Source organism: Paraburkholderia sp. EG287B, assembly GCF_040965595.1.
Lineage (GTDB): Bacteria > Pseudomonadota > Gammaproteobacteria > Burkholderiales > Burkholderiaceae > Paraburkholderia.
This window is the reverse complement of record NZ_JBFRCG010000017.1, coordinates 147,370-159,616: the sequence shown is the minus strand read 5'-3', so window position 1 is coordinate 159,616 and position 12,247 is coordinate 147,370. Positions and strand designations below refer to the sequence as shown.

General features: G+C 65.6%; 9 protein-coding genes. 6 read left to right on the top strand and 3 right to left on the bottom strand.

Annotated elements, in window-relative coordinates; all coding sequences use genetic code 11:
- Window positions 1-6: 6 nt before the first annotated feature.
- Window positions 7-207, bottom strand: coding sequence for a hypothetical protein (locus AB4Y40_RS29890; protein ID WP_368690910.1), 201 nt, complete (start codon window positions 205-207; stop codon window positions 7-9).
- A 575-nt stretch (window positions 208-782) separates the two neighbouring features.
- Window positions 783-965, bottom strand: a complete 183-nt coding sequence (locus AB4Y40_RS29885; RefSeq protein WP_368690909.1) for a rubredoxin — start codon at window positions 963-965, stop codon at window positions 783-785.
- A gap of 260 nt (window positions 966-1,225) precedes the next feature.
- Between AB4Y40_RS29885 and AB4Y40_RS29880 the strand changes: the two genes are divergently transcribed.
- From AB4Y40_RS29880 to AB4Y40_RS29865, 4 genes are all read left to right on the top strand, one after another.
- Window positions 1,226-3,154, top strand: coding sequence for an ATP-binding cassette domain-containing protein (locus AB4Y40_RS29880; RefSeq protein ID WP_368690908.1), 1,929 nt, complete (start codon window positions 1,226-1,228; stop codon window positions 3,152-3,154).
- A 297-nt stretch (window positions 3,155-3,451) separates the two neighbouring features.
- Window positions 3,452-5,443 carry a DNA topoisomerase IV subunit B gene (locus tag AB4Y40_RS29875; protein ID WP_368690907.1) on the top strand — a complete coding sequence of 664 codons (1,992 nt, stop codon included), beginning with the start codon at window positions 3,452-3,454 and terminating at the stop codon, window positions 5,441-5,443.
- Between the two features lie 39 nt (window positions 5,444-5,482).
- Window positions 5,483-7,798: a DNA topoisomerase IV subunit A gene (gene parC, locus AB4Y40_RS29870; protein ID WP_368690906.1), complete on the top strand. Its 2,316-nt coding sequence runs from the start codon at window positions 5,483-5,485 to the stop codon at window positions 7,796-7,798.
- Between the two features lie 199 nt (window positions 7,799-7,997).
- Window positions 7,998-8,456 carry a CopD family protein gene (locus AB4Y40_RS29865; protein WP_368690905.1) on the top strand — a complete coding sequence of 153 codons (459 nt, stop codon included), beginning with the start codon at window positions 7,998-8,000 and terminating at the stop codon, window positions 8,454-8,456.
- Window positions 8,457-8,495: 39 nt separating this feature from the next.
- Here the strand turns inward: AB4Y40_RS29865 and AB4Y40_RS29860 are convergent, their stop codons facing one another.
- Window positions 8,496-9,446, bottom strand: a complete 951-nt coding sequence (locus AB4Y40_RS29860; RefSeq protein ID WP_368690904.1) for a LysR family transcriptional regulator — start codon at window positions 9,444-9,446, stop codon at window positions 8,496-8,498.
- A gap of 158 nt (window positions 9,447-9,604) precedes the next feature.
- Here AB4Y40_RS29860 and AB4Y40_RS29855 point away from each other — a divergent pair, with 158 nt between their 5' ends.
- Both AB4Y40_RS29855 and AB4Y40_RS29850 read left to right on the top strand, forming a co-directional pair.
- Window positions 9,605-10,924 (top strand): MFS transporter, encoded by a 1,320-nt coding sequence (locus tag AB4Y40_RS29855; RefSeq protein ID WP_368690903.1) that lies wholly within the window; start codon window positions 9,605-9,607, stop codon window positions 10,922-10,924.
- A 44-nt stretch (window positions 10,925-10,968) separates the two neighbouring features.
- The gene (locus AB4Y40_RS29850; RefSeq protein ID WP_368690902.1) at window positions 10,969-12,237 is read left to right on the top strand and encodes a Zn-dependent hydrolase; all 1,269 of its coding nucleotides are present in this window, start codon (window positions 10,969-10,971) and stop codon (window positions 12,235-12,237) included.
- Window positions 12,238-12,247: the final 10 nt, after the last annotated feature.

Here is a 12,247-nt window from a genome sequence, read left to right as displayed (position 1 = left end):
GTCAGATCAATGATTCTTCGATATTCCTGGGACCGTCACCTGCAATACGACCTTTTCGCCGGTCGCCGCGTCTCGGATGCTAACTTTCGTTTCCTGTCCAGCGTTTGCGCTAGCCTTCGCTTTGATGAGCTGGGTCCTGAATGCCCGCAGGGTTTCCGGATCGCTTAGCAACGCGGCGATTTTGGGGTCGAAAGGGGCTTTGGCCATGGTAAACCTCGTCTTTTGAAGGCCTAGCGGAGAGACTGCCAGCTAGGACGAGAATATATGGTTAAGGGCGCACAACACAAGAGCGTTTTGTGTGCCCGCCCTCGGAGATGCGTTTTCTGCCGGCGCATTTTACGAAGCCTGGCACGGACTTTACGCCCCCTGCAAAGCCGCGTAGGTCCGGTTCGACTTGTTGGTAGAGATATTTCCCGCGCGCCGACGGATCATGGCTGGGGCGCAAGAATCGATCGGAGCGAGCGATTGTATTTCTCAATCGACGTCACTTTCTAGCTGAATGACGTTTTCGGTTGCTACGATATTGCTACAGTCCGGAAGATGAGCTTTGATTTTTAACGGGTTTCTTTCTCATTCTTCCCCCTGAACTACAGGGAGCGCGAGGTCGAGCATGGCTCCGTTCGATCGCCATGTTTCCCAAGTGACCCGTCATGGCGCGGAGCGGCGTGCGAAGCAGTTCGGCCTTGCGGGTCCGAGCGATATCGCGGCGCAGGGCCAAGAGTATAGCAAACGCGTTCGGGCGCGAAAATGACGCCTCAGCGGCTTTGGCAGAGTCGTCGCAATCAGAACTCGACGACGGCGAATTCCGCCTTGCCCACGTCGCACAGCGGGCAGCGCCAGTTGTCGGGAATCTCCGCAAAGCGCGTGCCGGCGGCGATGCCTTCGTCGGGCAGGCCTTCTTCCTCGTTGTAGATCCAGCCGCAGATCAGGCAGACCCAGCTCTTGTACTCGATTACTTCGCTCACAGCGTGTCCTTCGTTTAGTCGATTCGATGCGCGGCCCGTCATGCGGCCCTTTATCTATAAGGCGGGCGGCGCGGGCGACCCGCGATGTTACCGGAAAACGGCTCGCGTGCCGCCGCGTTAAAGGGAAGCTAAACGCGGAGGCCCGGCCTGCGCGGCCCGACCTCCGCGGCCCGACCTCCGCGGCCCGACCTCCGCGGCCCGACCTCCGCGGCCCGGTACAATGCCCCCTTCAGGTCCACCGCACGCATCGCTTTCCATCCATGTCGCTTTACACCATCACAGGCGCGCAACTGGCGTTCGGCCACGTCGCGCTGCTCGACCATGCGGACTTTTCGCTCGAAGCCGGCGAGCGCGTCGGGCTGATCGGCCGCAACGGCGCGGGCAAGTCGTCGCTGCTCACGATCGTCGCCGACCTCGCCAGGCCCGACGACGGCCTCGTCACGCGCCAGCAGGAGCTTTCGACCGTCTACGTGCCGCAGGAGCCCGACTTCGACGCCGACGCCACGGTGTTCGACACCGTCGCCTCGGGACTTGCCGACGTGCGCGCGCTGCTCGACGAATACGACACGGTCGCGCACCAGCTCGCGGACACGCCCGAAGGTGCCGAACACGACGCGCTGCTCGCGCGCATGAACACGCTGCAATCGTCGCTCGATCACGCCGACGCATGGAGCTGGCGCACGCGCGTTTCCACGACGCTCGCGCAGATCGGCCTCGAAGGCGACGCCCGCGTGGGCGCGCTCTCGGGCGGCATGCAAAAGCGCGTGGCGCTTGCGCGCGCGCTCGTCGTGCAGCCCGATATCCTGCTGCTCGACGAACCGACCAACCACCTCGACTTCGACGGCATCCGCTGGCTGGAAGAACTGCTCGTGGCGCAGCGTTCGAGCCTGCTCTTCATCACCCACGACCGCGCGTTTCTCGACCGCGTGGCCACACGCATCGTCGAACTCGATCGCGGCAAGCTGCTCTCGTATCCGGGCAACTTCTCGCAGTATCAGGAGCGCAAGGCGCAGCAGCTCGAAGTCGAGCGCGTGGAGAACGAGAAGTTCGACAAGCTGCTCGCGCAGGAAGAAGTGTGGATCCGCAAGGGCGTGGAAGCGCGGCGCACGCGCAGCGTGGGGCGCATCGCGCGCCTCGTGCAGATGCGCAACGACCGCGCCGAGCGCCGCAACGTCCAGGGCAACGTGAAGCTCGACGTCGCGCAGGGCGAGAAGTCCGGCAAGATCGTCGCCGAACTCACGGACGTGACCAAGCGCTATGGCGGCCGCACGATCGTCGACAACTTCTCGTCGACGGTCATGCGCGGCGACAAGATCGGTTTCGTCGGTCCGAACGGCGCGGGCAAGACCACGCTGCTGAAGCTGATTCTCGGCGAGCTGAAGCCCGACGAAGGCACGGTGCGCGTGGGCACGAACCTGCAGGTCGCGTACTTCGACCAGATGCGCGCGCAGCTCGACATGGAAAAGAGCCTCGCCGATACCATCAGCCCCGGCAGCGACTGGGTCGAGATCAACGGCGCGAAGAAGCACGTGATGAGCTATCTCGGCGACTTCCTGTTCGCGCCCGAGCGGGCGCGTTCGCCCGTGAAGTCGCTTTCGGGCGGCGAGCGTAACCGCCTGCTGCTCGCGCGTCTGTTCGCGCGGCCCGCGAACGTGCTGGTGCTCGACGAACCGACCAACGACCTCGACATCCCGACGCTCGAACTGCTCGAAGAGTTGCTCACCGACTACGACGGCACCGTGCTGCTCGTCTCGCACGACCGCGCGTTCCTCGACAACGTGGTGACTTCGGTGATCGCGTCCGAGGGCGAAGGGCGCTGGCGCGAATACGTGGGCGGCTTCACGGACTGGCAGACGCAGAGTACGCGTGCGCAAGAGATTGCCGAGGCGCGCGCGCCGAAAGAAGCGGCGCCTGCGGCTGCCGCTCCCAAGGAGAGCGCGGCGGGCCGCAATGCGCAGCGCACTGTGAAGCTTTCGTTCAAGGAGCAGCGCGAGCTGGAGGAACTGCCCAAGCGCATCGAGGCGCTGGAGACGGAGCAGAAGACGATCGGCGCGAAGATCGAGGACGGGTCGATCTTCGCGAAGGACGCGGCCGAAGGCACGCGGCTCACCGAGCGCTATGCGGCGATCGACGAGGAGTTGCTCGTCGCGCTGGAGCGGTGGGAAGAGCTCGAGAGCAAGCGCAAGTGATGCGAGAGAAAGCGGCCTGATGAAGGCCGCTTTTTTTTAAGGCGGCCGGGCCGTACTCATCCGTTCAGCCAGCCAACCCCCAAGCAAATTGCCGTGCGAGCCCAAATCAGTACAATACCTCGCGAATTCGAACAACTGCGCGAACCACCGCGCCGCCGCGAGCGCACCTGCCACCGCGGCGCGCAGCCGGTTCACCCCGTTGTTTCGTATCGGTTTTTTTGAACGCTCAACGCGTTTTCCCCGCAGATGTCCACAGGACCTGTGGACAAGCGCGCGGACAACCCCCTGTGGATCACCATGTCAACGAAGAAGTCCAACGCTGGAAACACTGGCTATAGCGAAGCGTCGATCAAGGTGCTCAAGGGCCTCGAGCCCGTCCGGCAGCGGCCGGGCATGTATACGCGCACCGAGAATCCGCTGCACATCATCCAGGAAGTCATCGACAACGCCTCGGACGAAGCGCTCGGCGGCTACGGCCGTCGCATCACCGTGACGCTGCACGCCGACCATTCCGTCTCCGTCGAGGACGACGGCCGCGGCATTCCGTTCGGCCTGCACCCCGACGAGAAGGTGCCCGTCGTCGAGATCGTCTTCACCCGCCTGCACGCGGGCGGCAAGTTCGACAAGGCCGCCGGCGGCGCTTATACGTTCTCGGGCGGCCTGCACGGCGTGGGCGTTTCGGTCACCAATGCGCTTTCCACGCGCCTCGACGTGACCGTCTGGCGCGACGGCAAGGTCGCCGAAATCGGCTTCTCGGACGGCAACGTCACGAGGCAGCTCACCACGCGCAACGCCGCGCGCGACGACAAGAAGAGCGGCACGCGCGTGACCGCGTGGGCCGATCCGAAGTATTTCGACTCGCCCAATCTGCCGCTCGGCGAACTGCAGCGTCTGCTGCGCTCGAAGGCCGTGCTGCTGCCGGGCGTCGAGGTCGAACTCGTCATCGAGAAGACCGGCGAGCGCCAGAGCTGGAAGTATGAAGACGGCCTGCGCGGCTATCTGCTCGAAGGCATGGGCGGCGCCGACCTGCTGATCCCGCTGTTCGAAGGCGAGCGCTACGCCGACGCGCGCACCACCGACGACACCTTCGCCGAAGGCGAGGGCGCCGCCTGGGTCGTGGCGTGGAGCGAGGAAGGCTCGCTCACGCGCGAGTCGTACGTGAACCTGATCCCGACGCCCGCGGGCGGCACGCACGAAAGCGGCCTGCGCGACGGTCTGTTCCAGGCCGTAAAGAGCTTCGTCGAACTGCACAATCTTCAGCCGAAAGGCGTGAAGCTGCTGCCCGAAGACGTCTTTGCGCGCGTCTCGTTCGTGCTCTCGGCCAAGGTGCTCGACCCGCAGTTCCAGGGGCAGATCAAGGAGCGCCTGAACAGCCGCGACGCCGTCAAGCTCGTTTCGTCGTTCTCGCGTCCGGCATTGGAGCTGTGGCTCAACCAGCACGTCGAGCACGGCAAGAAGCTCGCCGATCTCGTCATCAAGCAGGCGCAGGCGCGCACGCGCGCGGGCCAGAAGGTCGAGAAGCGCAAGAGCTCGGGCGTGGCCGTGCTGCCTGGCAAGCTCACCGACTGCGAATCGACCGATATCGCGCGCAACGAACTCTTCCTCGTGGAGGGCGACTCGGCCGGCGGCTCTGCCAAGATGGGGCGCGACAAGGAGTACCAGGCCATCCTGCCGCTGCGCGGCAAGGTGCTCAACACGTGGGAGACCGAGCGCGACCGGCTCTTTGCGAACAACGAGGTGCACGACATTTCGGTGGCGATCGGCGTCGATCCGCACAGCCCCGACGAGACGGTCGATCTGTCGAATCTGCGCTACGGCAAGATCTGCATTCTGTCCGACGCCGACGTCGACGGCTCGCACATCCAGGTGCTGCTGCTCACGCTCTTCTTCAAGCATTTCCCGCAGCTCATCGAGCGTGGCCACGTGTGCGTGGCGCGCCCGCCGCTGTTCCGCGTCGATGCGCCCGCGCGCGGCAAGAAGCCCGCGCAGAAGCTCTATGCGCTCGACGAAGGCGAACTCGAGGCGATCCTCGACAAGCTGCGCAAGGACGGCGTGCGCGACACGCAATGGACCATCAGCCGCTTCAAGGGTCTGGGCGAAATGAGCGCCGAGCAGCTCTGGGACACGACGATGAACCCCGACACGCGGCGCCTCTCGCCCATCGCGCTTGGCGACCTCGACTACGAGTCCACGGTCGCGCGCATGACGATGCTCATGGGCAAGGGCGAAGCGGCCTCGCGCCGTTCGTGGCTCGAAGAGAAGGGCAACGAAGTCGAAGCGGATATCTGATACGAGCAGGCGCACACACGATTACGGACTGATTGAAACATGGACGATCTCTTTGCTGAAGTGACGGACGCCCCGAACGGCGACACGCTCACGCTCGGCCACTACGCGGAACGCGCCTACCTCGACTACGCGGTGAGCGTGGTAAAGGGCCGCGCGCTGCCCGATGTCTGCGACGGCCAGAAGCCGGTGCAGCGGCGCATTCTCTTCGCGATGAACGAAATGGGCCTGGGCGACAACGCCAAGCCCGTGAAGTCGGCGCGCGTGGTGGGCGACGTGCTCGGCAAGTACCACCCGCACGGCGACCAGTCGGCCTACGACGCGCTCGTGCGTCTCGCCCAGGACTTCTCGATGCGCTACCCGCTCATCGACGGCCAGGGCAATTTCGGCTCGCGCGACGGCGACGGCGCGGCGGCCATGCGCTACACCGAAGCGCGCCTGACGCCTATCGCCAAGCTGCTGCTCGACGAAATCGACATGGGCACCGTCGATTTCATGCCGAACTACGACGGCTCGTTCCAGGAGCCGAAGACGCTGCCCGCGCGTCTGCCCATGCTGCTGCTCAACGGCGCGTCGGGCATCGCGGTGGGTCTCGCCACCGAAATTCCGTCGCATAACCTGCGCGAAGTGGCGTCGGCGGCGGTGGCGATGATTCGCAACCCGAAGCTTTCGCATGCGGAGATCATGGAGAAACTGCCGGGGCCCGATTTCCCGGGCGGCGGCCAGATCATTTCGAGCGACGCGGAAATTGCGGCGGCATACGAGTCGGGCCGCGGCAGCCTCAAGGTGCGCGCGCGCTGGAAGATCGAGGACCTCGCGCGCGGCCAGTGGCAACTCGTGGTGACCGAGCTGCCGCCGAACACGTCGGGCCAGAAGGTGCTCGAAGAGATCGAGGAACTGACGAACCCGAAGCTCAAGCTCGGCAAGAAGACGCTCACGCCCGAGCAGTTGCAGAGCAAGCAGACCATGCTCGCGCTGCTCGACGCCGTGCGCGACGAGTCGGGCAAGGACGCGCCCGTGCGCCTCGTGTTCGAGCCGAAGACGAGCCGCATCGACCAGGCAGAGTTCGTGAATTCGCTGCTCGCGAACACGAGTCTCGAATCGAACGCGTCGCTGAATCTCGTGATGATCGGCGCCGATGGCCGTCCGCGCCAGAAGGGCATCAGCGAGATTCTCGGCGAGTGGATTGGCTTCCGCTTCGCTACGGTCACGCGCCGCACGCAGCATCGCCTGACGAAGGTCGACGACCGCATCCATATCCTCGAAGGGCGGATGATCGTCTTCCTCAATATCGACGAGGTGATCCGCATCATCCGCGAGTCGGACGAGCCCAAGAGCGCGCTGATGAGCGCATTCGGGCTTTCCGAGCGCCAGGCCGAGGACATTCTCGAAATCCGTCTGCGTCAGTTGGCGCGGCTCGAGAAGATCAAGATCGAGAAGGAACTCGCGGAACTGCGCGAAGAGAAGGCGAAGCTCGAAGAACTGCTCGCGAACGATGCGTCGATGAAGCGCCTCATCGTGAAGGAAATCGAATCCGACGCGAAGCAGTACGGCGACGATCGCCGCACGCTCATTCAGCAGGAAAAGCGGGCGAGCTTCGAAGCGCGCGTGGTGGACGAGCCGGTCACGGTGGTCGTCTCGCAGAAGGGCTGGGTGCGTGCGCTCAAGGGCCACGGGCTCGATACGCAAGGCTTCACGTTCAAGGCCGGCGATGGCCTCTACGCGGCGTTCCAGTGCCGCACGCCCGACACGCTCATCGCGTGGGGCAGCAACGGCCGCGTCTATTCGGTGTCGATTGCGAATCTGCCCGGCGGCCGCGGTGACGGCGTGCCGGTCACGTCGCTCATCGAACTCGAAGCGGGCACGCATCTGCTGCATTACTTCGCGGCGAACGCGGAACAGCCATTGCTGCTGGCGTCGAGCAACGGCTTCGGCTTCATCGCGAAGATCGGCGACATGGTGAGCCGCGTGAAGGCGGGCAAGGCGTTCATGACGATCGACGAGGGCTGCGTGCCGCTCGCGCCGATGCCGATGCTGCCCAATGCGCTGCAGGTGGCGTGTCTGTCGTCGAGCGGCCGTTTGCTGGTGTTCGGCCTCGACGAGATGAAGACGCTCTCGGGCGGCGGGCGTGGTGTCACGCTCATGCAGCTCGACGACAACGAGAAGCTCGTGCAGGCGCTGGCGATCAGCGCGGCGGGCGTCGTGCTCGTGGGCACGGGCCGCGGCGGCAAGGCGGCTGAGGACCTGATGGCGGGCGCGGTGCTGTCGCCCCAGATCGGCAAGCGCGCACGCAAGGGCCGCGCGCCTGACTCGAAGCTCAAGGTCGTGACGGGCATGCGTCCGGTGTTGCCGCAGTAAAACAGCGGGGCTCTGCATGGGGCGGGAGCGTTCTGCGTGGGACCGGAGTAAGCGCTAAAACGCTAACTCCGGCCGACACATATCCGGCGCGAATTGCGGCGCGGCATGGAATAATGCCGCGCAAAGGCATGGGACGGGAGTGCATTGCACTCACTCCCGTCATGCCGCCGATAATGACACGTTACGAGGGAAATCAAGCATGGGCCACGCGATCGCAGTCGCGCTCTTTCTGCATCTGCTGGGCGTCGCCGTCTGGGTGGGCGGCATGGTCTTCGCGCACTTCTGTCTGCGCCCGGCGCTCGAGGACCTCTCGCCCCAGCTGCGCCTGCCGCTCATCGAATCGGTGTTCGGCCGCTTCTTCAACTGGGTGGGCGTCTCGGTCATCGTGATCCTGCTGACCGGCGGCTTTCTGCTCATGCAATTCGGCGGCGAACATGCCACGTGGCAGCTGCATGCCATGGCGGGCCTGGGCGTGCTGATGATGCTGATCTTCGGCCACATCCGCTTCGCCGTGTTTCCGCGCATCCGCCGCGCCGTGCAGGCGCAGAAGTGGCCCGACGGCGCGCGCGCCGTGGGCACCGTGCGCCGGCTCGTCGTCATCAATCTCGTGCTCGGGATCGTGACGATCGGCGTTGCCGTGCTCGCGCGCGGGTTCTAATCGTTTCTCCTGCAACGTTCGCGGTCTGCGCTTGACGCACTACAGGCGCTCCGCGAGCGCATGACGCTGCATGCAGCGCTCCATCGCGTCGAAGAACGCTTCTTCGGCCGCATTGCGCTTGCGTTCGCGATGCCACAGCAAGTGGATATCGACGTCCACGAGCCCTTCCTCCGGCGGCAGCCGCCACAGGCGCTGCCGCGCCAGATCGTCCCGCACCGTATGCTCGGGCAGGCAGCCAATGCCGTAGCCCGCAAAGATTAGCCTCCGCACTTCGTCGAGACTCGGTGACGACGCCACGATCCGCCCCGTGAAGCCGCGCTGGTCGCGAAACACGGTGAGCGGCGACAGGCTGTCGCCAATCTGGTCGCTCGTGAAGGAGACGAAGTTCTCGGCGAGCAGGTCGTCCATCGTCAGCTGCGAGAGCCCGAAGAGCCGGTGATGCCGGCCGCAGAACATCGCGTAGCGCTGGCGCAGAAAGCAGCGCATGTCCAGCTTGTCAATGGGGGTGCGGCACAGGCTCAGGCCCGCGGTCGCTGTTTTCTGCAGCAGCGACGAGATGATGTCCGACGAGCGCATCACCTCGATCTGAAGATCGATGCGCGGGTAGGCCGTGTGGAATTCCGCGAGAAATTCGTCGTACACGCGCGACTCGATGCGGCTCACCGTGAGCAGGCGGATCGAGCCGGTGATGTCGGCGGTGCGCTCGTCGAGCCCGGTTTCGAGCTGGGAAATCGTGCCGTAGATGTCGCTTGCGATGCGATAGACCTCTTCGCCCGCCTCGGTCGGCACGAACTGCGCGCCGCGGCGCTCGATGAGCTTGCGGCCGAGCGCGTCTTCGAGGCGCTTGAGCGCCTGGCTCACGGCCGGCTGCGTGACGTACAGGCGCGCGGCGGCGCGGCTCAGGCTGCGTTCCTGCATGATCGCGAGGTAGGTGCGCAGCAGGTTCCAGTCGAGACGGTCGTTGAGAAAGCGGGTGGAGTCGGCGCGCATGGACGGTCTTCCGGCGCACGGATGCGCCAAGGGTATTAGTTAAATTTATGCAAAGAATAATAACGCGAAATTTGACTAATGATTTGTGGCTGGCGATAAAGCGTGCATGCAACACAAACGCATCCCAAACGCGCCTGAAGCCTGAAGGAGACCAACGCATGGCCAACCCACAACCCAGCACCCGGCAACCGGTGCGCGCCGCCGCCGCGGCGTTCATCGGCACGATGATCGAGTGGTACGACTTCTACATCTACGCCACGGCCGCCGCGCTCGTGTTCGGCGAGCTGTATTTCCCTTCTGAAGACCGCTTCGTGAGCACGATGGCGTCGTTCGCGACCTTCGCCGTCGGGTTCTTCGCGCGTCCGCTCGGCGGCCTGATCTTCGGCCATCTCGGCGACCGCATCGGCCGCAAGAAGGCGCTCATGACCACGCTGATGATGATGGGCGTCGCGACCGTTTGCGTCGGCCTGCTGCCGTCGTACGCGAGCGTGGGAATGCTCGCGCCGGTGCTGCTCGTGCTGCTGCGCGTGGTGCAGGGCATCGCCGTGGGCGGCGAGTGGGGCGGCGCGGTGCTGATGGCGGGCGAGCATGCGCCCGAAGGCCGCCGCACGTTCTTCGCCTCGTTCGCGCAACTGGGCTCGCCGGCCGGCCTGATTCTTTCGCTGCTCGCGTTCCGCTCGGTCACGTCGCTCGACAAGGCCGACTTTCTCTCGTGGGGCTGGCGTCTGCCGTTCCTCGTTTCGGCGGTGCTGCTCGTGGTCGGCATCATGATCCGGCTCGGCGTGAACGAGTCGCCCGAGTTCGAGAAGCTCAAGGACCAGCGCCGCACGCTCAAGCTGCCCGTCGCCGAAGTGTTCCGCTCGGCGTGGGGCCTCGTGCTGCTGTGCATCGGCGCGAATACCATCGGCATTGCGGGCGTGTACTTCACCAACACGTTCATGATCGCCTACACCACGCAGTACGTCGGCATCACGCGCTCGCTGATTCTCGACTGCCTGTTCGCGGTCGCGATCATCCAGTTCCTCGTGCAGCCGCTCGCCGCGTGGCTCGCCGAACGCATGGGCGGCGCGCGCTTCCTCAAGTGCGCGGCGCTCGCGGCGATGCTCTCGCCGTATCCGATGTTCGTGCTCGTGCAAACCGGCAAGGTCGTGCCGATGGTGATCGGCATCGCGATCGCCGTGGTCTGCATGGCGAGTTTCTATTCGGTGATCGCAGGCTTCGTTTCCGGCGTGTTCCCCACGCGCGTGCGCTACTCCGCGATTTCGCTCTCCTACCAGGTGTGCGGCGCGATCGCGGGCGGCCTCACGCCGCTCGTCGGCACGTGGCTCGCGCACCGCTATGTGGGGCAGTGGTGGCCGCTCGCCGTGTTCTATACGTGCCTCGCGGGCGTCTCGCTGCTGTGCATCGTCGCGCTCGACGCGCGCCGCCACCAGCATGCGCTTGACGAGGCGCCCGCCGAGGCGCTGAGCACGCGCTGATGTTGTTCAGGTGTTCGAATAGTTCGACTGAAATGGATGGACCGATGAAAGACCTTTTGCAGATCGACGGCCCGCGCCTGTGGGCGAGCCTCATGGAGATGGCGCGCATCGGCGCGACGGCGGGCGGCGGCGTGCGCCGCCTTGCGCTCACCGAAGAAGACCGGCGCGGGCGCGAGCTGTTCGCGCGCTGGTGCCGCGAGGCGGGCGTGACGGTGTGGACCGACGAAGTGGGCAACCTGTTCGCGCGCCGCGAAGGCGACGATGCGCAGGCGGCGCCGGTGCTGATGGGCAGCCACCTCGACACGCAGCCCGAAGGCGGCCGCTTCGACGGCGTCTACGGCGTGCTCGCGGCGCTCGAAGTCGTGCGCGCGCTCAACGACGCGGGCGCACGCACCGTGAAACCCATCGAGATTTGCTCGTGGACCAACGAGGAGGGCGCGCGCTTCACGCCGGCGATGCTGGGCTCGGCGGTGTTCGCGGGCGCGATGACGCTGGCGGACGCACTCGCGCGCACGGACGCCGACGGCGTGACGTTCGGCGCCGCGCTCGACGCCTGTGGCGCGCGCGGCACGCGTGCCGTGCAGGGCGTGGCCGTCGACGCGTACTTCGAAGCCCATATCGAGCAGGGCCCGATTCTGGAGGCGAACAAGACGACCATCGGCATCGTGACGGGCGGCCAGGCGATCCGCTGGTTCGACGTGAACGTAACGGGCGTGGCCGCGCACGCGGGCACGACGCCAATGCGCTACCGCAAGGATGCGTGGTTCGGCGCGGCGCAGATGTCGCTCGAGATCGAACGCACCATGGCGCGCTACGCACCGCTCGGTCTGGTGACGATCGGCCAGGCGCAGATCGCGAACGCGTCGCGCAACACGATCGCGGCGAACCTGACGTTCACCGTCGATCTGCGCCATCCCGACGATGCGCAACTCGACGCGATGGAGCGCGACTTGCGCAAGCTATGCGCGGACGTGGCCGCACAGCGCGGCCTCGGCGTGCAGATCGCGCATTGCTGGACGAGCCCCGCCACGCCGTTCGACGCGCAGTGCGTCGAGCTGGTCGCGCAGGCAACGGCGCGCTGCGGTTATCCGCACGAGCGTATCGTGAGCGGTGCGGGCCACGACGCGATCCACCTCGCGCGCTACTGCCCGACCGCGATGGTGTTCATTCCCTGCGTGGACGGCCTCTCGCACAACGAAGCCGAGGACGCCTTGCCGGAAGACGTCACCGCCGGCGCGAACGTGCTGCTCAATGCCGTCGCGGCGCGCGCAGGCGTGCGCCTGATTGTTGCCGCCGACGCGCAAAAGAAATAGAAGGAGAACT

What these genes read in the sequence shown, in the direction of transcription:
- AB4Y40_RS29890 (WP_368690910.1), bottom strand. Translation starts at nt 207, where the DNA reads ATGGCCAAAGCCCCTTTCGACCCCAAAATCGCCGCGTTGCTAAGCGAT.
- AB4Y40_RS29880 (WP_368690908.1), top strand. Translation starts at nt 1,226, where the DNA reads ATGTCGCTTTACACCATCACAGGCGCGCAACTGGCGTTCGGCCACGTC.
- AB4Y40_RS29875 (WP_368690907.1), top strand. Translation starts at nt 3,452, where the DNA reads ATGTCAACGAAGAAGTCCAACGCTGGAAACACTGGCTATAGCGAAGCG.
- parC (WP_368690906.1), top strand. Translation starts at nt 5,483, where the DNA reads ATGGACGATCTCTTTGCTGAAGTGACGGACGCCCCGAACGGCGACACG.
- AB4Y40_RS29865 (WP_368690905.1), top strand. Translation starts at nt 7,998, where the DNA reads ATGGGCCACGCGATCGCAGTCGCGCTCTTTCTGCATCTGCTGGGCGTC.
- AB4Y40_RS29860 (WP_368690904.1), bottom strand. Translation starts at nt 9,446, where the DNA reads ATGCGCGCCGACTCCACCCGCTTTCTCAACGACCGTCTCGACTGGAAC.
- AB4Y40_RS29855 (WP_368690903.1), top strand. Translation starts at nt 9,605, where the DNA reads ATGGCCAACCCACAACCCAGCACCCGGCAACCGGTGCGCGCCGCCGCC.
- AB4Y40_RS29850 (WP_368690902.1), top strand. Translation starts at nt 10,969, where the DNA reads ATGAAAGACCTTTTGCAGATCGACGGCCCGCGCCTGTGGGCGAGCCTC.